Annotated in this window: 19 protein-coding genes and 3 pseudogenes; 13 read left to right on the forward strand and 9 right to left on the reverse strand. The window is 41.0% G+C overall.

Annotated elements, in window-relative coordinates; genetic code table 11:
• Positions 1-332: 332 nt before the first annotated feature.
• The 3 genes from AC1F2U_RS26360 to AC1F2U_RS26370 form a co-directional block, all read right to left on the reverse strand.
• Complete coding sequence (locus AC1F2U_RS26360; RefSeq protein ID WP_480263778.1) at positions 333-1,478, reverse strand: AI-2E family transporter; 1,146 nt, start codon at positions 1,476-1,478, stop codon at positions 333-335.
• A gap of 90 nt (positions 1,479-1,568) precedes the next feature.
• Positions 1,569-1,760: a hypothetical protein gene (locus AC1F2U_RS26365; protein WP_289800122.1), complete on the reverse strand. Its 192-nt coding sequence runs from the start codon at positions 1,758-1,760 to the stop codon at positions 1,569-1,571.
• A gap of 293 nt (positions 1,761-2,053) precedes the next feature.
• Complete coding sequence (locus tag AC1F2U_RS26370) at positions 2,054-3,046, reverse strand: hypothetical protein (protein ID WP_480263779.1); 993 nt, start codon at positions 3,044-3,046, stop codon at positions 2,054-2,056.
• Positions 3,047-3,586: 540 nt separating this feature from the next.
• On the opposite strand from AC1F2U_RS26370, the gene AC1F2U_RS26375 reads away from it, so the two are divergent.
• The 4 genes from AC1F2U_RS26375 to AC1F2U_RS26390 all read left to right on the forward strand — a co-directional run bounded on the left by AC1F2U_RS26375 (position 3,587) and on the right by AC1F2U_RS26390 (position 6,799).
• Positions 3,587-3,727, forward strand: a complete 141-nt coding sequence (locus AC1F2U_RS26375; RefSeq protein WP_480263780.1) for a hypothetical protein — start codon at positions 3,587-3,589, stop codon at positions 3,725-3,727.
• A 142-nt stretch (positions 3,728-3,869) separates the two neighbouring features.
• Positions 3,870-5,039, forward strand: coding sequence for a pyridoxal phosphate-dependent aminotransferase (locus AC1F2U_RS26380; RefSeq protein WP_480263781.1), 1,170 nt, complete (start codon positions 3,870-3,872; stop codon positions 5,037-5,039).
• Between the two features lie 86 nt (positions 5,040-5,125).
• On the forward strand, positions 5,126-5,563 hold the full coding sequence (locus tag AC1F2U_RS26385) for a secondary thiamine-phosphate synthase enzyme YjbQ (protein ID WP_480263783.1): 438 nt from the start codon (positions 5,126-5,128) through the stop codon (positions 5,561-5,563).
• A gap of 183 nt (positions 5,564-5,746) precedes the next feature.
• Complete coding sequence (locus AC1F2U_RS26390; protein WP_480263784.1) at positions 5,747-6,799, forward strand: Rieske 2Fe-2S domain-containing protein; 1,053 nt, start codon at positions 5,747-5,749, stop codon at positions 6,797-6,799.
• Between the two features lies 1 nt (position 6,800).
• Here AC1F2U_RS26390 and AC1F2U_RS26395 read toward each other — a convergent pair whose 3' ends face one another.
• Positions 6,801-7,478: an SDR family oxidoreductase gene (locus tag AC1F2U_RS26395; RefSeq protein ID WP_480263785.1), complete on the reverse strand. Its 678-nt coding sequence runs from the start codon at positions 7,476-7,478 to the stop codon at positions 6,801-6,803.
• A gap of 11 nt (positions 7,479-7,489) precedes the next feature.
• Positions 7,490-7,696 (reverse strand): hypothetical protein, encoded by a 207-nt coding sequence (locus tag AC1F2U_RS26400; RefSeq protein ID WP_480263786.1) that lies wholly within the window; start codon positions 7,694-7,696, stop codon positions 7,490-7,492.
• 249 nt (positions 7,697-7,945) lie between these two features.
• Here AC1F2U_RS26400 and AC1F2U_RS26405 point away from each other — a divergent pair, with 249 nt between their 5' ends.
• Together AC1F2U_RS26405 and AC1F2U_RS26410 are read left to right on the forward strand one after the other, a co-directional pair.
• Positions 7,946-8,341, forward strand: a complete 396-nt coding sequence (locus AC1F2U_RS26405) for a hypothetical protein (protein WP_480263787.1) — start codon at positions 7,946-7,948, stop codon at positions 8,339-8,341.
• 405 nt (positions 8,342-8,746) lie between these two features.
• Positions 8,747-10,516, forward strand: coding sequence for a WD40 repeat domain-containing protein (locus AC1F2U_RS26410; protein WP_480263788.1), 1,770 nt, complete (start codon positions 8,747-8,749; stop codon positions 10,514-10,516).
• A 181-nt stretch (positions 10,517-10,697) separates the two neighbouring features.
• Here the strand turns inward: AC1F2U_RS26410 and AC1F2U_RS26415 are convergent, their stop codons facing one another.
• The 3 genes and pseudogenes from AC1F2U_RS26415 to nrdJ (AC1F2U_RS26425) form a co-directional block, all read right to left on the reverse strand.
• Positions 10,698-10,919 (reverse strand): ssl0294 family protein, encoded by a 222-nt coding sequence (locus AC1F2U_RS26415; protein ID WP_480263789.1) that lies wholly within the window; start codon positions 10,917-10,919, stop codon positions 10,698-10,700.
• A 202-nt stretch (positions 10,920-11,121) separates the two neighbouring features.
• Positions 11,122-12,195 (reverse strand): annotated as a pseudogene (nrdJ, locus tag AC1F2U_RS26420) (ribonucleoside-triphosphate reductase, adenosylcobalamin-dependent); the annotation flags it as partial.
• A 285-nt stretch (positions 12,196-12,480) separates the two neighbouring features.
• Positions 12,481-13,710: pseudogene (nrdJ, locus tag AC1F2U_RS26425) on the reverse strand (ribonucleoside-triphosphate reductase, adenosylcobalamin-dependent); the annotation flags it as partial.
• A gap of 208 nt (positions 13,711-13,918) precedes the next feature.
• Here nrdJ (AC1F2U_RS26425) and tilS point away from each other — a divergent pair.
• Entirely contained in the window at positions 13,919-14,911 is a 993-nt protein-coding gene (gene tilS / locus AC1F2U_RS26430) for a tRNA lysidine(34) synthetase TilS (protein ID WP_480263791.1), read from the forward strand.
• A 43-nt stretch (positions 14,912-14,954) separates the two neighbouring features.
• Positions 14,955-15,134: pseudogene (locus tag AC1F2U_RS26435) on the forward strand (type II toxin-antitoxin system HigB family toxin); the annotation flags it as partial.
• 114 nt (positions 15,135-15,248) lie between these two features.
• Here the strand turns inward: AC1F2U_RS26435 and hmpF are convergent.
• The gene (hmpF, locus tag AC1F2U_RS26440; RefSeq protein ID WP_480263792.1) at positions 15,249-17,012 is read right to left on the reverse strand and encodes a pilus motility taxis protein HmpF; all 1,764 of its coding nucleotides are present in this window, start codon (positions 17,010-17,012) and stop codon (positions 15,249-15,251) included.
• A gap of 383 nt (positions 17,013-17,395) precedes the next feature.
• Between hmpF and AC1F2U_RS26445 the strand changes: the two genes are divergently transcribed.
• The 5 genes from AC1F2U_RS26445 to AC1F2U_RS26465 all read left to right on the forward strand — a co-directional run.
• Entirely contained in the window at positions 17,396-18,574 is a 1,179-nt protein-coding gene (locus AC1F2U_RS26445; protein WP_480263794.1) for a response regulator, read from the forward strand.
• Positions 18,575-18,826: 252 nt separating this feature from the next.
• A complete protein-coding gene (locus AC1F2U_RS26450) occupies positions 18,827-19,192 on the forward strand; it encodes a response regulator transcription factor (protein ID WP_069073698.1) in 366 nt (121 codons plus the stop codon).
• A gap of 13 nt (positions 19,193-19,205) precedes the next feature.
• Positions 19,206-19,736, forward strand: a complete 531-nt coding sequence (locus AC1F2U_RS26455) for a chemotaxis protein CheW (protein WP_322662863.1) — start codon at positions 19,206-19,208, stop codon at positions 19,734-19,736.
• Positions 19,737-19,750: 14 nt separating this feature from the next.
• Positions 19,751-22,690 carry a methyl-accepting chemotaxis protein gene (locus AC1F2U_RS26460; protein WP_480263795.1) on the forward strand — a complete coding sequence of 980 codons (2,940 nt, stop codon included), beginning with the start codon at positions 19,751-19,753 and terminating at the stop codon, positions 22,688-22,690.
• 122 nt (positions 22,691-22,812) lie between these two features.
• The coding region (locus tag AC1F2U_RS26465) for an Hpt domain-containing protein (RefSeq protein ID WP_480263797.1) at positions 22,813-25,636 on the forward strand (2,824 nt) is incomplete at its 3' end.

The raw sequence follows: 25,636 nt of genomic DNA on the forward strand, positions 1-25,636 counted from the left end.
TCAAATAGGATTTATTCAGATTGACTCAAAAGTATGAGATTCCCAAGTTTTTTAAGAAGTTGGGAATCTTATTGTTTTTTCACTCCAACACTCATTATCCCAATAGCTTCAAAATTTGCAAGACTTCATATAACTCGTGTCATTGAGTTTTTTGGCTTTCCAGAGATTATTGTTGCTATCTTCGGTTAAGGCAAGAGACGCGATGAATCGCCGTCTCTACAATAATTAGTCTTTCGTATTGACGGTGATTTATAGCATCTTTTCGATCTAAAATTTTCATCAAAAAACCTTAACCGAACCCTATTGCCGCATTGAAAATCGAGTGACTAATCTTATTTTTTCAAGATATCATCATCAATCGAGGGGTTCTCATTTATATCTGGATTTTCTGCCGTCCAATTATCATCTGTTCTAGGAGATTCAGAAACTATCACAAACTCAGTCTCTTTTTTATGATTATTTCCCCATTCATCTAAAACATCTTTAATTAATACCTCTTGTAACCAAATCTTAGCGACAACAGTTAAAGGTAGCGCTAGAAATAATCCTAAAAAGCCAAAGAAAGTGACGAAAAATAGCTGGGCAATTAAGGTTATGGCTGGCAGCAATGAGACTTGATGCGCCATGACAACAGGCGTGATGAAATTACTCTCAATCTGTTGAATAATAAAGTAGAGAATCAAGACAGCGATCGCTTTCCAAGGTTCATCCAAGAAGGCGATCGCCATTGCTGGGATTACACTCATTGTTGGCCCCAAATTGGGAATCAAGTTAAAAAATCCCGCTAAAACCGCTAAAGCAAGTGCTGCCTTGACATGCAAAATTGATAAGCCAATCAGACTCATCACCCCCACTACAAAGATGGCAATGAAAGCGCCTGTAATCCATCCCTCCAAAGAGACTTCACATTTATCTAAAATCCCATCTACCCGCCGCCGATAAAATGAGGGGAAAAGCCGGACAAATACTTTGCGGTAAGCCACGGGGTCGGCTAACATCATTCCTGTTAAAACCAACACTAGCAAAATCTTGAGGACAACTTCCAAAGAGCCAGATACAAAGGCAAAGGAGTTTCCCAGTAGGCGATTGGCGAAGGGCTGTACTTGTTGGATGAGACTATTGATATCTGGGATATAAGGAACTAACTGGTCAGGAATACGAGTTCTCAGGGCATCAAGCCAACTATTAAAGCGTCCAAAGCCTCTAGGAACTTGATAGGTTAGTTCTTGAAACTGCTGGGCAAATGGCGGCACAATTAGCCAGAAAAAACCCACGACACCTGCGAAAAAGATAGCTACTGCTAGGAGGACGGCGAATCCGCGCCTCATCCCAAAGCTTTGGAAGCGTTTCGCTAGCCGATTTAAGGTGGTGGCTAACACAACTGCCGCAAACATCAGCAAAAGCACTTCCCGAATTTGCCACAAGATGTATAAAGAAAGAACTATGGCGATTAAGCCGATCCATTGACCCAGGTTCACAGGCTAACTCCCAACCGTTGGCGAGATGCAATTTTCTTGTAATTAAGCTAGGTTAGCTGATTTTAGGAACTTGTGCGTAAATGCTTTGAGTTAATTTTGTTTTTGTGCTTGAAATCGCCACAGTAGAGCGATCGCTACGATCGCAATCGGCAAGAATACTATAATCAGCGCGTTGGTTGCTGTCGCCGGAATTGGTAGACTTGGCCCTGCATACTTAATCAATACCGATAACAAAGCCGAGAGTAAAAGCAGTTTTAGAATTAATCCTAGTTGATTTTCCATAAAAGTACGGCAATACAGATTTTTATGGTACATACAAATTTGCGCTGTACCGTGTAGTTTCTAGAATAAACCCACAGATACAATCCTTGTAGTTTTCACAAAAATATAATTTTTAGTACCTGTCAGGAGTGAAAGATGTGAGGCGCGATCGCTATTAGACTTTGTTAGTGCTGCCTGAACCTCAAACACCTCAGACAGCATATTATACACTATTAAAGCTTTACATAAAGTAACTAAAGCAGGCTTTGAGTAATTTAAATTAAGCACAAAGGAATGCAGAGTTTTAGAAAACTTTATTTGCTCCGAACTGGCTCAATTCTATATTTAGTTTTAATCAACTCAGGCAATTGTATCAAAAGTTTTTTCACTCTAGCTTGAATATATTTAGGATTTTTAGGTACACGTTTAGCTATATATCTTAATAAAGCAATTTGATAGCCAAACTTATACTGAATTGCGGAAAATATATTAAACTTGACCTGGTGGGCTGCATCTTTATCTAGGTTTTTTAACTTTGTTACTTCACGATGATATACGGGATGCTCTCCCCAAACGCAGGCAAAGTGTACAAGAGCCGGAGACACCACCTGATTGTATTTTTTAAAAGTAGATTGACCTTTAATAGCATCTATATTAAAAGAACCACGAAGACCGATAGGTGTCCGCATCATCTGACCATTATCTTCCAACATACTTTGATTGTGTAGCATCATAGCTAGACCAAAAATACGTTCATCATTAGGGCCATCACCACGAAATTCACTAATACCTAGCTTTTCCCAATTCCTTGCCAATTCTAGTGCGGTTTCAAAAAATGCCTTAGCAGTATCGTTTTTTTCCAAATAATAGAGACCTCCATTAAATTTAGGTAATTTTGTCAGATTAAATCGTTTGAGTGTGTCATCTACATTAACGAATTTATCTTTATCGCCTACTTGAAGATATACATCACCTGCCACACTAAAACTTCTGCCTTTAAAATCATCAAAAATGAAATTAATATCCCTTACTGCTATGCAATCACTATCAATACAAAGTGTATATTTAAATGGAGAATAATCATAAAGATGAAACTTTTGTTTTACGTTAGAACCGTATTCTTTTTTAAGATTTATAACGCAATCATAAAGTTCTAGCAAATCTTTATCATGTTGATTATCAGTAACAATAGCACGCGGAATATTTGGTGAATGAAGACGTAGAGAACGTGCTAATGACTTTGCCATTTCTAGATAATAAGATGCTCCGTAAGCATAGGTGATAATGCCACGTTGTGAAATAAACATTATTTTTATTAATTAACAGTATCTAAGCTTTAACTTTCTAATTGCATTTTAACTTACACTCCAAAAAATAGATATCTACTAATATCAATTCAGCTTAAAATCTGTGTAAAGTGTCCGTAAAGTATAGTCTAAATAAAATTTAGATCTGTAGAAGCATACACTTATTGATTGCCTTTAAAACAAAATTTTAAAGGTATGGATAGGTTAAAACAAAAAGACATGTATGCAGCAAAAAACAACACAGATAGCGGATCGTATATTCATCCAACCCTAAAATTAAATATAGAAAATGGATTTCCATTACATTTATTAACTTGATATTAAAATCAGTACCAGAACTTAGTGCAAGTCGGCGGAAATAAACAGACCATATTGGTGGGAGAATAAATAATCAGGTTAAAAGCCATCTATTTGGTGGCGCGGATCGAGGAATCAGGATGTGGCTAGATTAACTTCTAAAATATTAAATTTAAGCGATGGCGAGCGAGATCAACTCCAACAGTTGATCGACAGACACAACACGCCGCAACTCCTAGCGCTATGAGCCAAAATATTATCATGGCATCAGAGGGTCAAAATCATCGTGAAATCGCCCTAAATTTAGACATCAAGAACCAAAGTACGTTCTTTGGCGATCGCTATACAACGCTAAACTGTCCACAGCTTGGAGTATTGGTATAACTTTGATTTTGACTTGGAGATTGAAATGGTAGCGAGTAAACATTTCATTAATTTGGAATGGGTGGTTTATTTCCGCCGTGCTGTAGTAGTTGGTTGTTCACCTATTAAGAGATACTAAAAGCAGGTACATAGGCAAGAAAATATGGAATCCCTAACCTCTCGTATGCAGGCGATACAGTCGCCAATTATTCCTGTGGTTGGGGAACTGATTAAAAACTCTCCTGGAACAATCTCTCTAGGACAAGGTGTTGTTTCTTACAACCCACCACGTGAAGCCATAGAATTTTTAGCCAAATTCTTAGCCGAACCAGCTAATAATTTATACAAATCAGTTGAGGGAATTCCCCCTTTACTGACAGCACTTGCAGGAAAATTGCAAGCCTTCAACGGCATTGAAATCAACGAGGAAAACCGTATCGTTGTGACAGCAGGGAGCAATATGGGATTTATGAATGCCATTCTTGCTATCACTAACCCAGGCGACGAAATTATTCTGAATACGCCCTACTATTTCAACCACGAAATGGCGATCGCAATGGCTGGTTGTCGTGCGGTATTAGTGGCGACGGATGAAAATTACCAATTGCACCCAGAAGCGATCGCTCAAGCAATTACTCCCAAAACACGGGCTGTGGTGACGATTTCACCAAATAATCCGACTGGAGTTGTCTATTCTGAAGCCGCATTGCGGCAAGTAAATCAAATTTGTGCTACTCACAGTATTTACCACATTAGCGATGAAGCTTATGAATACTTTACATATAACGGTGTAAAACACGTTTCACCTGGCTCATTTAGTAATAGCAGCGAGTACACCATTTCTCTCTATAGCTTTTCTAAAGCATACGGTTTTGCTAGTTGGCGCATTGGCTACATGGTCATTCCTAAACACTTACTTGTCGCTGTTAAAAAAGTCCAAGATACAATTTTGATTTGCCCGCCAGTCATTTCTCAATATGCAGCTTTAGGGGCATTGCAGGCAAAAGAGGAATATTTGAAGAGTCATATAGGAGCGATCGCTCAGGTACGCCAACTAGTATTAGACTCTCTTAATCGTCTACAAGGCTTATGTAGCATTATCCCTGCCAATGGCGCTTTCTATTTTTTCCTCAAAGTTCATACCCAGATGGATGCTTTTGAGTTAGTCAAACAACTGATCCAGCAACATAAAGTAGCAGTTATTCCAGGTACAACCTTTGGCATAAATGACGGATGCTATCTACGCGTTGCCTATGGGGCGCTACAAAAAGAGACAGCAAAAGAAGGTATACAAAGATTAGTACAAGGTTTGGAAACTATAGTTAGGAGTTAAAAGTCATTCAATTTCTGCCTCCTTCAAGAAAGCGTTAAGCTGTGTTAGCGTACCTAGTTCGCAATCCCAAATATAAAATTCAACAGATGCCAATTATTCATAAGTTAATTGAAATTGAAACTGAGCCAAAAATTAATATTCATAATATCACTCCACAAATTCAAGATTTTATTGCCTCAACATCAATTAAAAATGGACAAGTTTTAGTATTTTCTCAACACACTACAACAGCGTTAGCTATCAACGAAAATGAAGTCAGATTATTAGGAGATATAAAAGTATTCTTGCAAAAAATAGCACCAGAATCAGACCGTTATTTGCATAATGATTTGCATTTAAGAGATGTTCCAGAAGATGAGCCGATCAATGCTCACTCTCATTTGATGGCAATGATGCTGACCACAAATGAGATAATTCCCATTGTGGATGGTAAATTAGCTTTGGGAACCTGGCAATCTGTGTTGTTTTTTGAGTTGGATGGCCCGCGTAAAAGAACGGTATTTGTACAAATTTCTGGTGAATAATGCAACTTAACACTCACAGTTCTCTCAGAACAACCTAAATCTGCGAGAATCACGAACGCGATCGACAAATGTATCAGTTGAATTTATCTACAGTAATTTAAAACCTGAAAGAATGTTTTCCAGCATCAGCTTCCTTTCCACAAACCAGGACTTTCGTTGTGTCAAAGGCAGAGGCCATTAGTTATGAAAAATAACGATAATTTTGTATTACGTAATACTTGGTACTATGCTTTGCCCAGCAATCAAATCAAGCCAGGTATGATGATCGACCGCATTTTCTTAGGAGAACCAGTGCTGTTAGTTCGCAGCCAGGATGGCAAAGTATCTGCGATGACGGACATTTGTCCCCATCGTGGTGTGCCCTTGAGTTGTGGGAGATTCAATGGGCAGGAAGTTGAATGCTGTTACCACGGTTGGCGCTTTAACTCTGCTGGGCGCTGTACTGCGATACCTTCTCTTGTGGAGGAACAGCAAATAGATTTGAGTCGCTTCGACGTGCAGTCATATAGTGTTCGCGAAGCCCAAGGAAATATCTGGATATATATGCCCGATCCCGATAACCCTAAACCTGCTTCTGAGATGGAAATTCCGGTAATTCCTGGGTTTGACGATCGCTCGCACCAGTTTGTAGAGGTGGTAAAATTTCCTTGTTTTATAGATCATGCAGTGGTAGGTCTGATGGACCCGGCTCATTCACCTTATGTTCATCGCGCTTGGTGGTGGCGAAATGAGCAATTGCACGAAGAAGTAAAGCAGTTTGATGCTTCGCCCTACGGCTTTACGATGCGACGACACCGATTACCTGCGAATGGGGGTCGATTATACTGGCTGATTGGCGGTGGTGTCCCGGAAACGGAGATTTCCTTTCGTTTACCTGGAGTCAGAATTGAAGAAACCACCATTGGTAATAATCGAGTCGTTAATTTGACGGCAGTTACACCGATTTCAGACACAGAAACGGAGGTAACTTTTGCTCTTTACTGGACACTTCCTTGGGTAGGATTTTTCAAGCCACTGTTACACGTGCTGGCGCGGACTTTCATTGGCCAAGACAGAACGGTGGTAGAAAAACAGCAAATTGGACTGAAATATAATCCTGTGCTGCGGCTGATTAAGGACTCAGATATGCAGGCGCAGTGGTATTACCAGTTAAAGCGGGAGTATGCTCGATCTGTTGCTGAAGGACGAGAATTTGTCAATCCTGTCAAGGGTCAAATACTCCGCTGGCGTGCTTAAATTACTCTAAAGTAAATTCCGCAAATTCTCTTTGTCCAAATAGCATATTTCGGTCTACGGCTGACAATATTTTATTATTGGCACGTTGGCTATTTAAACTGCGACCAACTAACTGCGCGACATCTGCACGATTGATGCTACCAATAATGTGCGGATCTTCGGTTAAAACGCCATTACCCGTTGCTGGTTCTGACTTTAGTCCACCAGGACGGATGATTGTATAGGTGAGTCCACTGGCAATTAAGTGTTGTTCGGCTTTGTCTTTCTCAGCTAAAACTTTTCCCAGTACCTCTAAAACTTGGGGTGAGGCAGCAACAACACTACTGCCAGCACCTATGGAAGATACAAGAATAAACTTTTGCACTCCAGCTTTAACTGCTGCATCGATCAAATTTCTGTTACCAGGGTAATCCGGCCTTTCTACATCTGATGGTAAACCGCCAATTGTACTGATAACGGTGTGAATAGGTTCCTCTGTCAGCATTGCGCGTTCGACATCGCCAAGATTCAAGGCATCTCCCTGAACTACTTCAATACCCATTGCTTCTAGTTCACTAGCAACTGTTGCTGTTCTCAGGAGTGCTTTAACCTTTAGCTGTTGTGCTGTGAGGTATTGAGCAATTTCTCGACCAACACCGCGACTTGCACCAGCCAGAAAAATATAAGATGCACTTGTCATAATAAATTTAATTATTTACGCTCAAAGGATTTTATCAGAGGATTGGCAGTATTTAATAATTGCTCAAGCGACCGAGATGCTTCTGGTTGATGGCGAAGATGAGTGTCAATAAACAAATTAATCATTTCAACCATCAGCAAACGGAAGCTTTCTTGGGGTTGGGTGGCGGGAAAGTCCAACAAGGGTATCTTTAAGGTGGAGTCTGCCTGATTAGCCATCGAAAAGTGATTTGCCCCGTCCAAAAGTAGTAAATAGCTATCATTTCGTCCTATAGTAATTGCTTCTTGGAATGTACGGATGACTGGGGTGGTAGCATTTCCAGGACTTATACCATAGCGATCGCAAATAATTGAGTAACCATAATTACAAAAATATATAAGATAGCAATTATACCTAACCCAATGGTAGGAAGTAATTTAGTAAATATTTATGCAAATGTAGCAAATAACTTTTCTGTGGATAAACTTATGGCTAAAAAACCTCAACACAATCTAGAACAATACCAAGATGTCAGATTATCTGCTACCACAAGAATTTGGGTAATTACAGTAGCCATTCTTGGAGTTTGCGTGCCACTGTCAGCCGTTACTAGAAGCGGTGCTATTCTTCCTTTAGTTGCAATTGGTGGCGCAGCTGTTGGTACAGTTGCAGTTTGGCGTTCTGATGAGCAAAAATCAAAAATTAACTATTTGCACCAGCAACAAATAGAGATGCTAGAACGGAGATTAGCGAATTTAGAAACAATTGTTAGCAGTGATGACTTGAACTTACAAATGAAAATTAAACAGATCGAAGCAAGGGATACTTTTGGCGACTCATCCGATATAAGTACTACACCCAGACAACCAAAACGCAAAGGTTAAAATTAGCCAATATTCACCATTTATTTCGATTTCAGATGATATTTCCCAGAATTATCGTTACTAGGTTATTTTTATGTAGCTATTTGCTGACTTAACGTTACTGCAATCTTTAAATTCGTCTCAAATTCAACTTTCCTTTGCAGCTAGAAGTGTTTCTCTAGAAACAGTATCTCGATCTCTATCTCCGTTAGAATTGACTGATATCATTTAATTCTATATACTTCAACTGCATCAGTTCATGAAATGTCTAAGTGCTATCCATCTATCTCTTTCCCGGAAACATTTGTCAATGGCTGTGTTTTATTAGACTGTTAATATTACTGAATTTTTAATTAACTAAGGTTATAAACTTGAGTAATTGCGTTTGTATAGCTTACCGTAGGTATGCAATAGTTTGCCGCAGGAATGCAGATGGATTGGATTAGCTTACTCAAAGCTCAACAAATTGACTTCCTTCAACGTGTGAAAAAACCTAAAACTTATGACTTATCTTTGCTGAAAAGTCAAGTTAAAGGTTGTCACACTGAAGTTATAGCCTTTTGGGGCGAGCCATTGGCTAGACTCCAAGAACTTTCTCGCCAACAAGCAGAAGTTCTCGCCAGAAATCCGCCGCCGACGCCGCCGGAATATCCTGAGCCTCCTGACTGGACGATCCCTTTTCCTAAATACTTCCAACAACAAGCCCAAGATTATCTTTTCCGGGAGCATATTGTTGACAGGATAATAAGTGAACGCTTGGGCAAGTTAGTAAAAAAGGTGTCACAAGATACTTTGCAAAACATGATTTTGGATGATGAGGGAAATTTAGGTGGCGAAAGTAAATTTCCTTATATACTCAAAGATCATCCTCAGCAAAGTGTTCAAGTTTATGTTGCTGATGGAGAAAGTTTTAATGGTATTAAGAAAGACAAAATTAGGTGGTCAGTTACTCAAGAAGATTTAAAAAATCACCAAGTATTAATTTTTCTCTGTTTATTTTATCCATCTACAGGTAATTTAGGTTACGAGAAGCAAAGTATCATAACAGGCTTTTTACCTACAAATCAACTTGAATTTAGCGAACCAAAACTGTATGTCACTCCGAGTAATTTGTTATATGCAGGGGGGTTAAGTTGGTATTTAGAATCACTGATGGATAAAAAAGACACGTCGCCAGTAATTAATGAGAGAGCGATCGCAGATACAATACAGACTCTACCATCAGAACATTGTCTCAAGGGTATAGTCGGTGACTGGGAATGCTGGCAGACTTTGCAAGGACACACCAGAGGGATTAATTGCCTAGCTTTCAGTTCTGGGTGTAACAATGGCAAAGCCTTACCCATATTGGCAAGTGGTAGTCGTGGCGAGACGAAACTCTGGGATTTAAGCAAGGGCGAATTAATAGAGACATTATCAGAGTATCCTTGGGTAATATCTGGGCTGGTGGATGAAGTGAATTCCCTAGCTTTTAGTTCAGATGGACAGACTTTAGTAAGTTGCGGTGCAGATTCGACAATTAAGCTTTGGCACGTAGGCGCTTTAGACTTGATAGATATTTTGCACAAACACAATGGGGTAGTGCGGTGTGCTGCTTTCACCCCAGATGGCAGAATGTTAGCGACAGGCGGAGATGATAGAAAAATTCTCTTTTGGGATTTGATGCATCGTCAGGTTGCGATCGCACTTTCCTTAGATGATACAGCTGCTCATTCCCTAGTTTTAAGTCGAGACGGCGAAACTCTAGTTACAGGTAGCTACCGCAAAATCAAAGTTTGGCGCACCTCACCGCAAACGGGAATCAAAAGTTTAAAAGATGCACAACCACTGCATACCCTTATGGGTCATTCTCACATCGTTTGTTCCTTAGCAATCAGTGCAGATGCTAAACTGCTCGTGAGTGGTAGTTGGGATCAAACGATTAAAGTTTGGCAATTGGAGACTGGGGAATTACTTCATACCCTCAAAGGACATAGAGATAGGGTATATGCGATCGCTTTAAGTCCTGATGGACAAATTATCGCTAGCGGTAGTGCTGATAAAACCATCAAGTTGTGGCATTTACAAACCGGGGAATTGCTGGCTACGTTTACAGGTCATGGGAATATAGTCACAGCATTAGCCTTCACAGCTTCCGGTGAAATGTTAGTCAGCGGCAGTTTGGATAAGACAATTAAAATTTGGCAACGCAGTTAATCGTAGTTGGTAATTCATCATCACACTTTCTCCGTAGCTTGCTTCTTTGCAGGAGTACAATAGACACCTGGCAAAAATAACAAATGCCAAATATTGATTGTAAAAAGTAGGAGTCAGCGCTACCATCGGCAGCACTGACTCCTTATTTTGTAGTAAATTCAACTATGTCAGGTTGGAGTTTTTAGTCAATCGAAATCTGCTGAGGACCAGTGGCTTTGCCGTTATGTGCATCCGTTGTGGTGCTGCTGGTGTAACTATTTGAGCGGATCTGTTTATCTAGCCAGCTTTTAACTGGATCGTCTGCAAGATTGAGTCGAAGCACACCAGAGAAAAACCCACCTACAAATGAGACTGGATGCCGAGTAAATTCTCTGAATATAGGTGACAATTCATTAATGAACATAAAAAGACTCCTGGCACTGCCGTAAAAAATTATTACTTCTTAATGCGATCGTAACGTGTTACGGCATTGGTTATGGGGCATTGGGCACTTGTACTGAGCGAAGCCGTTGGCGTAGCCTCTCCAAGAGTTGTATTGGGCATTGATTATTTTCCTCTCCTTTACAGTCCCTAGCCCCTAGTCCCCAATCCCTCGTCATTTCGCCTTATGAGCTTGGTTGCTGATCGGGAAACATACATTTATCAGAATCACAACCACTAGGGCCAGCCTCTGTCATTTCGCCTAAATCGTAGCGGCTTAGTACTGCACAGAAATCATCTGTTTTGCGTCGCGCTTTCACCTCTTGAGTTAAGCGATCGTAAGTTGATTTATCAATTGGTTCAAATGGCAAACGTGGGAATGATTGTAAATCGTCAAAACGCGCTAAAAGAGCAGCTGAAATATATCCCTCATCATTCTGAATGGTTTCGTAAATGCGCTGTCCCAAAGGCTCAATTTCATCAGAGCGAAGTTCCAAAGTAGCTGATGTGTTATGAGTCACGTACCAACGTTGAACCTGGAGGACAAAATCAAATTGGGCTGAGACTGAAAACTTAGAAACATCAATTTCATCAGCACCTGCTAAATCAGCCCAAGTTACAGAAACAGGGATTTCCACTAGCCATTCACTCACCCGTGGATCGAAGGGATCGTTCAGCAAATTGCCTTGTTCATCTTTGTCTGATTGAGAAGGAATGACATTGTAACCATAGTCAATACAAGCTAAGGCTACTGGGTCATTTTTACCGAAGGTGATCCGACGAATAAATCTTTGCGCTTTGGGAGGATGCCACCCCGAACTAGCATTAGTTAATAAAGCCTTAGTACCACTTGGTTGCACTGTGGTACAACGATTTGGGCGTTTGAGATTGTGGCGATCGCAGTAATCCCAAACCACCCGATGTACAATATCTTTCCAAGAACTTAGATATTTTTCTTCCTCACGCTTGAAAGCTAATCCTTGCGGCGTTGCGGGTCTTCCTTCCTCCCACCAGCGCAGCCAATTAACACCAAAAGCATGGACAAAGAAATCAAATAAACCTGTAAAAGAAACTCCCACAATTGGGTCTAATTCACGGCTGTATTGATAGCGTGGTTCCAGGAATTTGTGATTTAAAAGTGCTGCTACAGATAACGCCCCAGCAGTGAAAGCCTCCTCTTGTTCTTTGTAGTTACGTGGGTCAATTTGATTGAGGTGAACCTCTGACAAATTGCAGTGGAAGTTACTACCGATGATTTCCAAATTTGTTACCCTAGAGGCTTTTTATCCCCTAGTTCTACTGCTTGATTATTTGCAGTAGCTCCGCGTACCTTTTGCAGATGTGACTTCAGATAATAAAAGTGTTTTTCACATCTGCCCCCGCACTCTTGGAGAGATTATATTCTAAACAACAATTTTGGATGTAATCTAGTTTCACTCTCTACGCTGTACGGTGTCAAAGACTTTTTAATTCCTTTGATTACCACGGGATTAGCATCTCAGCCTTCCCCGTTTTTGCGAGGTTTTTAACGTGAGGCAAAATCACTTACCACACGGATTTAGCCCATAGCGAGCTAAACGATGTTCTAGTTCATTAGCATCAAGATTTGGATAACGTTCTTTTAACCACTGTTTTGCTGTTCCTTGTTCATAAGCTTGCAAAAAATTAACTTTCAAAGCCTGTGTTGGTAGCAAATCAATGTTCGATCGCGCTACGGCTTCACCAGCCCATTGAATCGCTCCCTCTCCGCTGTAATATTGTTTGCGGACGGCATCAAGACATTCTTCTAAGGTTGGCTTGCGGTGAAAAACTCTCGTATGGTTTGCCATCCTAAGTGCATCACGCTCTGGATCAATTCGCCAGTTGCCATTTTCATCTTGCTGCCATAAATTATCTTTGGCGGTGGCTGCTAGGTTATCCCCAGAATCAAACTGACGCATCCCCGCACTTCTGCGTATATTTCCAGCAACAATTGTTACTGCGCCTTGGTCGATTAACAAACAGCATTCAACTGAATTTAATTGTCGTCCTACAGCTTTACTCAGGATGGAAGCACAACGTTGATAAAGTCCGGGCAATTTGACCGGATTAGCAACTCCTCCAAAACCGTTGAGAGTTTCCCCTGCTTTTCGGACATCGCTGATATCAACTAATACTTCAACTTCTGCTGAAAATTGTTCATCAGTAGAGAGTTCTAATAAGGCTTGATATGATTCAACCCAACCTTCACGGCTATCTCCAACGTGAATAGTGACGTTATTTCCTTCTATATGAGTTTCAGTATATTCACGTCGCTGTTGGACAGGAGTGCTGCCAATTTCACCTTTTACAGTGACATTCAGTTGATTACGAATTGGAGGCAACTGGTTAATAAATTGTGGTTCTAAGACGGCTCCAGTACCACAGCCCATCATTGCTAGATCCATCATTAAGCCGAAGGCACTCCAGTCTTCGAGATTGGTAGAGGTGCAATTATAAGCGCCGGAAAAATTCTTTGGTTTGGTTATCCAGTCTGTGCCACCAACCCATAACCAGCGTCCACTGGGCATAGCTTTCAAGTTGCGCTGCATCTTATCCAGTGTGGCAGCTTCTTCTTGAGTTAGCTTTCCTAATTCGACTAAGCCGAGTATAGTGCGATCGCATACCTCATCCCATGTTTCCCTTAGTCCCGCCTTTGTCCGGCGGCTATAAGTTCTAAAAAATACGGGATTAGCAGCCGGTGCAGTTTCTGGAAACCTTGCACTCTGGCGTGTTCTTTCGAGATTCTGAACCATATATCAAATGTCTTGCGTGCGGACAGATTATGACTATACGCCAAGTAGTTTTAGTATTAAAGATTGTCAAATTGTCCACTTTACGCTAGCTCTACCCTGCATTAATTACAACAGAAATTTATGATGTATAATGTCTCTCACCCTTGGGTAGGAGATATATACTCTGTTCTAATTAGCACATATTCAGTTATGGGTAAATTATTTCTATATGGTATGGACTCCTCTACACGCAAAAATCCATCGCACGATCCGATCGCGCCACTTATTTGAGCGCAACCAGCGGCTATTAGTCGCTGTCTCCGGCGGACAAGATTCTTTGTGTTTAATAAAATTACTTTTAGATTTACAATCCAAATGGGGATGGTATTTAGGTATCGCTCACTGCGATCATCGCTGGCGTTCTGACTCCGAAGCTAACGCTAACCACGTCGAAAACTTAGCTAAAACTTGGGGTATATCTTTTTGTTTAGAAACAGCGAACAAGCCTATAAATAGTGAAGCTGCTGCACGCGATTGGCGCTATCAAGCTTTAAGTGCGATCGCACAAGCAAATAATTATCAATATATAGTTACAGGACACACCGCCAGCGATCGCGCCGAAACTCTCCTCTACAATTTAATTCGCGGTACTGGTGCTGATGGTTTACAAGCCCTGACTTGGCAACGCCCCCTAACTACAGGCATTGGGTTAGTGCGTCCACTTTTAGAAATTACTCGGATACAAACAGAGCAATTTTGTCAAGAATTTAAATTACCAATTTGGGAAGATTCCACCAATCAAGATTTGCAATATGCCCGCAACCGCATCCGTCAAGAATTATTACCATATTTGCGAGATAATTTCAACCCAAAAGTAGAATCAGCCCTAGCTCAAACAGCAGAACTTTTACAAGCGGAAGTGGAATATTTGGAAAAAACTGCCCAGCAGTTGCGGGGTGCGGCATTGGGCGTGAGGCATGAAGAAGATTCTCTTACTGTTTTTCCCTTACGGTTAAATCGTCGGGTATTACAGAAAGCACCACTGGCATTGCAACGTCGGGTGATGCGTCAGGTATTGCAGCAAATATTGACTGATGCGCCCAGTTTTGAACACATTGAAAAATTAACGGCTTTAATTATAGCGCCCAACCGATCGCAAACCGATCCATTTCCTGGTGGTGCGATCGCTCAAGTAGAAGGTGACTGGATCTGTTTGAAATAGTTATTTAAAAGCTTTTTGTTATCAGGGACGATGCACATTATTAGTACAGCAAATTTTTATTAAAGCTGAAGCTGTTGGTAACTTTACAGTATTCAATATTAAAGGAAATAAATATCGCTTGATTGTTAGTATAGATTACGAAGGGCAGTTAATTTATATTAAATATATCCTCAACCATACAGAATATGATAAGGAGAACTGGAAAAATGACCCTTACTTTTAATCCAGATAAATACAAGGAGTTATTATTTCATGTAGAATCTAGTTTATTTATAGAGTAATAACTAAACTCCTAGTTCATACTTGGGCTTTAGCTAGGCTAAAGCCCCAAAACTTGTTAAGACGCTAGTAATTCTGGCTGAGGCATTAAACTCTGGAGAGTATGACGCAACTGAGCGATCGCTTGGACTTGATAATCACCAGTTTCCTGGAATTGATCTAAAGATTCTGCAATTCCTTGCAGCTTTTGCCGTAATCCATCTAGAGAATCTTGAATTGGTTGTAGTGCTTCTTGATAAAGATTCACTCGACCAGATAATTCAGCAGTTGTTCTTCGTAGGGATAGCAAGTTTTCCTCAATCGCTTTTAATTCTTGGCGCTTTTCATCTAGATCGTGAGTTTGATTGTCAATCATTCCCTGATTTAGTTCAACACCAGAACGAATCTGCTCAATTTCACGTTCCAGCTTTTGGATTTCCTGTGAATATTGTTGTCGCTGGGTTTCAATTTGTAACAAAATCGGTTCTAAATTAATTTTGTTGTTACTTTCCTCTTCTTCAGTAACAGTATGTCCTTGCCGCCGTAGCAGTACAGCTTGATGTTGCTTGAGAAACTTCTGGTGCTGTAGCATATTGCGGCGTTGCCCCACCAAACTGGAATTTAGCATCTGATAAAGGTCTTTTTCATCAGTTAGTTCTAATTCCAAATTGATGTGGTCATGGTCAGATGCTTGATTTAATTTAGTTTGGAGTTCTTCTATAGCTTCTTGTTTATATTTCAGTTCTTGTTCTTGATCGTGAACAAAGCTAGCGTCGATTTCTAACTTATGCTGCAAGTCTTGCACTATCTTTTGTAGTTCTTCTAAAGGCATTTTATCCAAAGCCTCCACATCAGCTTGCTTGCCGAGAACTACATCACCAGATGTTACCGCTAAAGAATGCATCTGTTGATATAACTCTTCGGCGTTTCGTAACTGCTCTTTGACGAGCCGAGCATATTCTTGCTTACTGGTAAGGTCTGCTGTATTTATTTGTAATTGGGCAGTTTGCTGAATTAAAGAATTTTGTGCTTGTTGTAATGCATTTTGGCGATCGCTAAAAGTTTGTGATAAACGCTCAACTTCTTCTTGCTGTTGTGCGATCGCATTTTTATGCTCCTCCAGTTTTTGCCAGTGCGGGGTAAGAGTTGCTTGCTGCTTTTCGACCAATTCAAAGGCTAGATGCAGGTGTTCTCTAACTTTTTCCGTAGGAGTAACACGACTAGACAAGCGATCGAGTAACTCACTCATTACTCGACTTTGCTCCTCATCCAAAACCGTCCCTTGTTGAAAATCCGCTTGGCGTTCTTCCAGGCGACGCTGCTCACCCCGTAAATGCTCCCAAGCGCCTTCCAACTCTTGGCGGTTGCGCTCAATTTCTCCTTGTAATCGTTCAATTTCCTGGCGGGAGGTGTCAACTTCTTGTTTTTGCTCCTCTAGATGTTGTACCTCATCCTCCAATTGCTGCAACTGTTCTGCTCGTACCTCCATGTCCATTTCACGGCGATTCAACTCTTGCGCCTGAAATGTGAGTGACTGTTTCCACTGATCGATCTCATCTTCCTTGAGCTTAAATTTCTCCAACTGGCGGGAAAAATTCTGCAAAATGTTGACGAGTGGACGCCCTGCTTCTTGAATCCGCTGCACTTGACGATTCGGATTCAGTTCAACCAATACCAAAGCACCATCATTTAATTTGCTTGCGTCCTCAGCGGCAATCACCTCTTCCGACACAGTACTCCAATTCTGGTCAGTTCGCTGACAAGCTAGCAGTTTCAGTTCGGTTTTGCCACCGCCACTGAGTAAACCACCTTTCTGTTTTTGTACTTCTGCTAAATACAGCACACCGTTAGTCCTTTATTGATGCACTTAAAGTTCGTGTTTTGAGATATACCTTAAATAATTCTGTTAACTTGTCTCACTGAACCAAGGTTTAGAAGAACAAGACAGACAAAACTATAGACGCAAGATGTTACGTCTTGATACTTATAGAAGCGATCTGGTCGCGCCTTTATATTTTGTACTGATGACAGTGGTGATGACTTCCGTGTTAACACTAGCTTTGTCAAACTGTATTACGAAAGATAAAGGTTTATAGCTTAATGTATTCCCTATAACAATCAGAATAGAGTAAAGATCTTTTCAATACTCCATAATCAATACTTAAAGAATAAGTCATAATTCACGATTCAGAATTCAGCAATACTTAAGGAGTACTTTTTAGCTAAATGCAGGGAAATTTAAATGAAATTGATATTTGCAGTATCCTGCAATTGATTGAATTGGGACAGCGAACTGGGCAACTATGGGTGGAAGCTTATAGCTCTCACCATAACAACAAACTGGGTGGAGATGGAGCAAACATTTATCGCCCTAAACAACAGTCTTGGTTCGTTTTTTTCCTTAATGGTCAAATTATCTATTGCCAAGAAGGCGAGAGTAGTTTATCCAGAATTAGCGATTATTTACGTCATTATCGAGTTGAGATGCGACTCCCCGACAAACAAATTGCCACCCTACCACCAACCGACGCGCCAGAGTATGCCTATCTTTGGGCACTCTTGGAGCGGAATATCATTAACCCAAAGATAGCTGCTAGTATCATTTACGGTTTGGTGCATGAAACCCTCTTTGATTTGCTGAGTTTACGCCAAGGTAACTTCATTTTCCATCAGGGTGCAGCACTTGCCCCGCAATTAAACACTTATGAGATTGCTCCCTTGGTGACAAAAATCACCAAGCAGCTGCAACAGTGGAAGCAACTCTATCCACACATTCAGTCTCCAGAGCAATTGCCAGTGCTATCTGACAAAGTTCAGCTACAATCTTCTTTACCAGAAGCAACCGTGAATAAGCTACAACATTGGGCTGATGGTAAAACATCCTTGCGACAACTAGCTCGCCATCTCAACCGAGACATTTTGACAGTCGCTAAGGCAATATATCCTTATGTGCAACAAAGTTGGCTACAACTAGTATATTCAGAGACTAATCACCCAGATCCACACACGGATAGCTGGGAATTAAAAGAAAAACCGATGGGGCGGATAGTATGTATTGACGATGCGATCGCCATCGGTGAGACTATAAATTCCATCTTACAACCACAAGGCTATGAAGCGATCGCTCTCACCAATCCTTTAGAAGCACTGAGTTTGGTTTTTCAACTCAAACCAGATTTAATTTTATGCGACATAGCTATGTCGGAATTGGAAGGATACGAGGTTTGCGCGATGCTGCGACATTCAACAGCATTTCGGCTCACACCGATTATCATGCTTACTGGGAAAGATGGGTTTATGGATAGAGTCAAAGCTAGGATGGTCGGGGCAACAGATTATTTGACAAAACCGTTTACAGACACTGAGTTACTGATGCTCGTAGAAAAATATATCAACAACCAATGAAAATTGGGCATGGGGCATTAATTATTTTTCCCTCATCTCTCTCACCTATGGGGCATATAAAGAGATCAAAGATTTGTTGATCTACTAAAAGATGAGTTAAAAGATGTTATCACAGAGTCAGTTAACTGAGTGAAACGTCAATCTCCGGGAAAATAGTGAAGACATAAAATTAATTTATACAGTTAATACTTGCGGAGGAATCAGGGAATGTTCCAATTAGGAACGTCTAAATCAGGAGGTAAATAGACACTTATGAGCACAGTTCTGATTGTGGAAGACAGTATAGCGCAAAGGGAGATGATTACAGACCTCCTGAAAGCAACTGGCCTAACAGTTACCCATGCTAGTGATGGATTAGAAGCATTAGAGGCAATTCAAATAGCACCTCCAGATTTAGTGGTATTAGATATTGTCATGCCCCGAATGAACGGCTACGAAGTTTGTCGGCGGTTAAAATCCGATCCAAAAACCCAAAACGTCCCAGTAGTTATGTGTTCTTCCAAAGGCGAAGAATTCGATCGCTATTGGGGCATGAAGCAGGGTGCAGATGCTTACATAGCCAAACCGTTTCAACCAACCGAGTTGGTAGGAACAGTCAAACAACTGCTGCGAGGATAAGGATAAAAACAACATGGTCAGCAAACCGGACTTTTTAAGTGGCGGCGGTCAAGACCACTTTCGACCAGAATTACAAGTAGAAAGTCCTGAAGGTGAGTTACATTTGAGGTTTTACATTCCCTCGCATCAGGAGTTTGCACTACAAGCAACTGGCATCCGAGAGGTAATTGAACTAAGTCCTGATAGAATCACCCCGATTCCTAATGCTTCTCCTTTACTTTTGGGTACTCTAAATTTACGAGGTCGAGTTATTTGGGTGGCCGATTTGGGTCAATTTCTGGGGGAAGCAGGTGCATTAAACACGGATAGAGCTGAAATTTCGGTGATTGCCATTGAAGAGCAAGACACAATAGTGGGTTTAGCAGTAGAGGAAATCGGTGGTATGGACTGGTTGGATGTCCAAAATCTGATGCCACCAACTAGTGTTCCAGATACGATGGCTCCCTTTTTACGTGGAGAGTGGTCATTAGGTGCTAAAAATAATCAGTGTCTACGACTGCTCGATCAAATGGCAATTGTACGAAGTGCTAGGTGGGCAGGATGAAATTGGAGGAGGAAATGGCAGCAAGTATTGATAATTACGAGCCAACATATCAACAGGCGATGACCGCCTATGTTCAAAGAAATTATGAGGTTGCGGCCACTTTAGTTGACGAAGTGGTGCAAAATTTACCAGATGACCCCAATACCCATTTGTTGAGGGGTCACATCTACTATGTTTTACAGCACTATGATGTAGCAAAAGAAGAATATCAACAGGTGTTAGGCTTGACTAACGATCTAGAAATTATTGGTTTTGCCAAGAATGGAATTGACAATATCAATCAATATTTAGAGTCATTTAGTGGGCAGATCGATCCATCCGAAAGTCAAGAGGAAATAAACTCTTCAGAGATATCCGATCCACTAGCATATAGAGAATCAGAATTAGAAGATTTAAGCGCTAATCAGGAGTTTGACAGCGACAACCTTGATTTGAACTTTTTTGGAGAGCATCAAGAAAGTATGAATGGCATTGAAGATACATCTTCAAAAAGTCCATTCGATCTGCCCACAGAAGATAGTATTGGAACAGAAAAAATATCAGATTCTTCTATAGCTTTTGGTGATGACCCTTTTGCCATGAATGAAGAATCACAGGAACAAGAGTCAAATAAAAACTGGGAGGAGAACGCAGAATTAGAGTTGCCTGCTTTTTGGCAGGAAAGTATCTCAGAAGATATTTCTGAAGAATCATTAGCAAATAGTCAATTCTCAGATAATGGGATAAATTCTCCTTACGGAAATTCAACTATTGATAATAATAACTCTTCATCTTCTAATTCACAAACTGATAATAACGAGAATAATTTCCCTGATTTGTTGAGTGAGCCAAAGTCTCCATCTCAGAGTATGGGAAATTTAGAATATAAAAAATCTAGTTTTGGAGACGAAACTTTACTGATTGTTTCAGAAGAACCGATAAATGATTCGTCAACAACAAATAACTTGGAATACGGCAGTCAAAACAACTTATCTGAAACCGAATCCCATAGCTGGTTAACGCCAAAAAAAGTTGAAGCAGAATCAGATTTTCAGCCGAATTTGCCCGATAATGAATCATCTTTTAATAGTAATTTACCTCGAAAAGAAAAGCAGTTTAAATCAGGTGAATTAATCGGTAAAAATAGCTTCGATGACGATGAAAATTTTGATATGGAAGCATTTGAGTCTGCCTTTGGCTCAGAGAGTTTAAACTCTTATGAAGACTCAAGCAATATACTGAATGGAGAAAATTCTAAGAGCAATATCGAGTTTTTAGATGACTTTGAGGAATTTGACGATTTAGGCAATATTCCAGGGTTTGACCTGATCGAAGGAGATTCTAACTTCGGTAGTGTCGGAATGCATTCTGCTACATCAGAAGCTAGTGACACTGGACGCCCTCAAGTAGCAGAGGCTTTTGCAAGTAATTCAGCCGATCGCGAAGAGGAACTGTTCTCAATGACTGGTTCCCATGAAGCCGTTCCAGTCTTTAGCCAAACAGATATCTCCAAACTAGAACCCAACGTCAGCATCGAGCAGGGATGGTTAGCACCATTAGAAAATGCCTCCATCGAACGAAAACAATGGCTAATTGCTGGAAGTGTGGGCATTGTCTCAGCGCTGGTTGTAGCCACAGTTAGTTTTGTCGCTACCACATTTTCGCCACCCCAACAACGAGAATCAGTACGAAACACGGGTTGGGCAATGTCACTAGCTGCTGGGATTGCAGGTTTTGCTACCGCAGGCTTCATGGGGAATCTGGCGCTTAAACAAATTCGGCGCACAACTGATGACCTCCAAGCTCAGTTTGAGGCTGTACGTCAAGGAAATCTGAATGCTCAAGCCACAGTGTTTTCCGAAGATGAATTGGGGCATTTATCCACTGGCTTTAATGAAATGGCGCGGGTAATTTTCACAACCACAAGTGAAGCCCAACGCAAAGCTGATGAACAAGAAGAAGCCAAAGAAAACCTGCAACGTCAGGTGATTCGTTTGTTAGATGATGTGGAAGGAGCTGCTAGAGGCGATTTAACAGTCCAAGCGGAAGTGACAGCTGACGTACTGGGAGCCGTAGCTGACGCCTTTAACCTAACAATTCAAAACCTGCGGGATATTGTCCAACAGGTAAAAGTGGCGGCGAAGGATGTAACAAAAGGTGCAACCAACTCCGAAACCTTTGCGAGAGCTTTATCTAGTGATGCTTTGCGGCAAGCAGAAGAGTTGGCAGTAACGTTGAATTCTGTACAGGTGATGACCGACTCGATTCAGCGGGTAGCAGAGGCGGCGCGGGAAGCCGAAACCGTTGCTCGTGATGCTAGCACGATCGCTCTCAAAGGTGGCGAAGCAGTAGAAAATACCGTAGCAGGGATTTTAGAAATTCGAGAAACCGTTGCCGAAACCACTCGCAAAGTGAAGCGGTTGGCGGAATCTTCCCAAGAAATTTCTAAAATTGTGGCGTTGATTTCTCAAATTGCTTCGAGAACAAACTTGTTAGCACTCAATGCTAGTATTGAGGCGGCAAGAGCCGGAGAAGCCGGACGCGGATTTGCGATCGTTGCAGATGAAGTGCGCCAGCTAGCAGACAAATCTGCTAAATCCCTAAAGGAAATTGAACAAATTGTGATGCAAATCCAAAGCGAAACAGGCTCTGTAATGACCGCGATGGAAGAAGGCACACAACAAGTAATTAAAGGTACAAAATTGGCAGAAGATGCCAAGCGATCGCTCGAAAACATTATTCAAGTGGCGAATCGCATCGATATTCTTGTGCGATCTATTACTAGTGACACTGTAGAACAAACGGAAACCTCCCGCGCCGTTGCTCATGTAATGCAATCAGTAGAACTGACCGCCCAAGAAACTTCCCAAGAAGCACAGCGAGTTTCAGGTGCCCTACAACACTTAGTAGGTGTATCCCGTGACTTGATCGCCTCCGTTGAACGTTTCCGAGTGGAAACTATGGAAACCAGATAAATTGTCATTTGTCCTTTGTCCTTTGTTATTTGCTAATGACCAATACCTCGGCAACGCTCAGTACAAGTGACCAATGACTAATGACTAATAACTAATGACTAATGACTCTTGACTAAAAAACTATGCTGCCGGAACAACAACAGCGGATTTTGGGTTACTTTATCGAAGAAGCCAGGGATCATCTGAATACCATTGAGCAGGGCTTGCTGAATTTAGAGGGCACTCTAAACGATCCGGAAATGATCAGTGAAGTCTTCCGGGCGGCTCACTCCATCAAAGGAGGAGCGGCGATGCTTGGATTGACTAGCATCCAGCATACCTCCCACCGTCTGGAAGATTGTTTCAAAATTCTCAAAGATAATCCGGTTCAGATTGACCAAAAGTTAGAGTCTTTATTTCTTGGTGTCTCAGATACCCTAAAATCGCTTTTAGAGCATTTGAGTGGGCCTTATGGTCTTTCTGAAGATGCAGCTAATACTTTGATGTCAGAAACTGAGCCAGTTTTTCAATGGCTGTATCAGCATCTGGAACTACTTGTAGAACAAGCAAAGAGTGGAGTACCCAGCAGTTCTGACGCAACAGAACTCACAACCTCTATAGAGAATGTCTCCACACTTACAGAAATTTTCATGCGGCGAGATATTCCCGATCTGGCAGAATACACCCATCAGGAATCTCCAGACTCGGTAGCACCCCACAAGGCGCTAGACGCTCGCGGACTCGCTAACGCTGCGCTATCGCCAGTCACCGCTAAAGAAAATAATAACTGGAGCGAGTTTCAAGCCCAAGTGCTGCAAACACTACGGGAAATGTTGCAATTATTTAAGCAAACGACAACATCTTCAACTCGGCAAAACCTCCAGCAATGCTGTCACCAGTTAGTCAAACTTGGTGAAACTTGGAATTTGCCCAACTGGTGTGGTTTGTGTCAAGCAGCAGCCAGTGCGATCGGCAATCCCGAAAATACTTATCTGACTTTAGCTAAAATTGTCATTACCGAAATCAAACAAGCTCAAGAATTAGTTCTGCAAGGTAGAGAAGCCGAAATTGCAATTAGTCAGCAACTAGAGGCACTTTTAAACTTTGCAGAAATTGAGTTATTAGAAATTACTCCTGATTTATTTGATGAACAATCTCCGGTTTTGACAGAATCAGAGTCAATTCTATTTGGTGACACCAAGCCGTTAGCCCAGACAACTGAAGAACATAGCTACGCCAACGTCTCTGACGAACGCCCTTCTCTTCAGTTACAAGGAATACCACTAAACGAAAGTAGAAACACTAGTCTTACTTTCACCACACATGACGAAGCACACCCAATCAGTAACAATCTCGATCCCAATGGCCCAGAGGTAGGAATAGCTGAGTTAAATACCCTTGCCGATTTATTTGACGGTGAGACTCCCGAACTAGATGAAAGCTGGCATCAAGAAGAAACCTTAGATATTGTTACTACCGATGACTTTGGAATTGATTTGAGCAGCACTGAGGCTGAAGACGCTCATAACGATTTATCTGACTTACTCTCCTTTAATGAGGATATAAGCAACGCGCTACACCCAACAACCACCGCTACAACAGAAGATTTATCCTTGTTATTTGGCGACCATTTCCTAGAAAAAGATAATTCAGAACCGCAAAATCAACAAACATCTGCTACGCCTTTAGACTTGAGCGATATTAACGAATTTGAGATAAATTTAGACTCATCTTCTTCCGAAATTTTACAAGAATTTATTGATATTTCTAGTGATACAAACCAGACTAATAGCGAGATTGTCCAAAATAGTGAAGTCGAAGATTTGTTGACACTGGGGTTAGATGATGATGAACTATTGCCAACCAGCAATGTCACTCAACCAGAAACTGATACGTTCACCAGTGTGGAACTATCTACTAACCAAGAAAATAATTTTGATAACTTATTCTTAGAAACTAAAAATGCAAATTGGGTAGAAGAAATTACCCCTAGTGACTACATAGAATTACCTCAGCCAACAGACTTGTCTTTGGACAACTTGTTTGCTGAAATGGAAGAACAGCCACAACTATCGACAAGTGAACCAGAACTCAGTGATTTATTTGATACACCTCCAGTAACAGAACCTGAGTTTTCTCAATCAGAAAATGATCTGAGCAACTTCTGGAACCAGGAAACCACAGAGGAAAAGGACGAATTCGATTCCTTAATTGAGCAGAATGTGGAAAGGGCGTTAGATGAAAGTTTGTTTACTGCGGCGGCTGATGACATTTTTGCTGATAATCAGCAGTCCATACCTTCTCCTATGGCCAATTTTGATATAGAAGAAGGTTTTGATATCAATTTCCAGCATCAAGAACAGCTAGATTTGATATTATCATCAGACTCTGGAGATAATTTATTTGATGAATTAACATCAAGTAACTTAACTATTTATCCTATAATCAACGATACCTCGACGCCTGAAACGCTTTTGTTCGCGCAGCATCCTGGAGAAGAAATTCTCAGACCACAACAACCAGAATCTTTAGATTTTGTTCCAGAATTTACTAATGGAAGCCCAGATATATCTGTTGTCGATCTGGAAGTTAATTCATTAGGCTCTGTCGATGAAAATCCCCAACTGCTGTTTGAAGATGTCGCAACAAATGAATTGACTTATATTCAAATAGACACCACAGACAATATTGTGGATGAACTATCAGAAACCGTCAATTTTGAGGAAAATTTAGATTCAGCATTATCCGAAGCACAGCCAGGTGATTTGTTCGGCTCTGTCGATGAAAATCCCCAACTGCTGTTTGAAGATGTCGCAACAAATGAATTGACCTATATTCAGATGGACACCACAGAGAATACTGTGGATGAACTATCAGAAACTATTAGTTTTGGGGAAACTTCAGATTCAGCATTATCCGAAGCACAGCTAGGTGAGTTGTTCGACTCTGAAGATGTCGCAACAAATG

The organism is Nostoc sp. LEGE 12454 (genome assembly GCF_056620565.1).

What these genes read in the sequence shown, in the direction of transcription:
- AC1F2U_RS26405 (WP_480263787.1), top strand. Translation starts at nt 7,946, where the DNA reads ATGGCTAAAAAACCTCAACACAATCTAGAACAATACCAAGATGTCAGA.
- AC1F2U_RS26390 (WP_480263784.1), top strand. Translation starts at nt 5,747, where the DNA reads ATGAAAAATAACGATAATTTTGTATTACGTAATACTTGGTACTATGCT.
- AC1F2U_RS26445 (WP_480263794.1), top strand. Translation starts at nt 17,396, where the DNA reads ATGCAGGGAAATTTAAATGAAATTGATATTTGCAGTATCCTGCAATTG.
- AC1F2U_RS26450 (WP_069073698.1), top strand. Translation starts at nt 18,827, where the DNA reads ATGAGCACAGTTCTGATTGTGGAAGACAGTATAGCGCAAAGGGAGATG.
- AC1F2U_RS26370 (WP_480263779.1), bottom strand. Translation starts at nt 3,046, where the DNA reads ATGTTTATTTCACAACGTGGCATTATCACCTATGCTTACGGAGCATCT.
- AC1F2U_RS26380 (WP_480263781.1), top strand. Translation starts at nt 3,870, where the DNA reads ATGGAATCCCTAACCTCTCGTATGCAGGCGATACAGTCGCCAATTATT.
- tilS (WP_480263791.1), top strand. Translation starts at nt 13,919, where the DNA reads ATGGTATGGACTCCTCTACACGCAAAAATCCATCGCACGATCCGATCG.
- AC1F2U_RS26395 (WP_480263785.1), bottom strand. Translation starts at nt 7,478, where the DNA reads ATGACAAGTGCATCTTATATTTTTCTGGCTGGTGCAAGTCGCGGTGTT.
- AC1F2U_RS26385 (WP_480263783.1), top strand. Translation starts at nt 5,126, where the DNA reads ATGCCAATTATTCATAAGTTAATTGAAATTGAAACTGAGCCAAAAATT.
- AC1F2U_RS26455 (WP_322662863.1), top strand. Translation starts at nt 19,206, where the DNA reads ATGGTCAGCAAACCGGACTTTTTAAGTGGCGGCGGTCAAGACCACTTT.
- AC1F2U_RS26415 (WP_480263789.1), bottom strand. Translation starts at nt 10,919, where the DNA reads ATGTTCATTAATGAATTGTCACCTATATTCAGAGAATTTACTCGGCAT.
- AC1F2U_RS26460 (WP_480263795.1), top strand. Translation starts at nt 19,751, where the DNA reads ATGGCAGCAAGTATTGATAATTACGAGCCAACATATCAACAGGCGATG.
- AC1F2U_RS26365 (WP_289800122.1), bottom strand. Translation starts at nt 1,760, where the DNA reads ATGGAAAATCAACTAGGATTAATTCTAAAACTGCTTTTACTCTCGGCT.
- AC1F2U_RS26410 (WP_480263788.1), top strand. Translation starts at nt 8,747, where the DNA reads ATGCAGATGGATTGGATTAGCTTACTCAAAGCTCAACAAATTGACTTC.
- AC1F2U_RS26375 (WP_480263780.1), top strand. Translation starts at nt 3,587, where the DNA reads ATGAGCCAAAATATTATCATGGCATCAGAGGGTCAAAATCATCGTGAA.
- AC1F2U_RS26400 (WP_480263786.1), bottom strand. Translation starts at nt 7,696, where the DNA reads ATGGCTAATCAGGCAGACTCCACCTTAAAGATACCCTTGTTGGACTTT.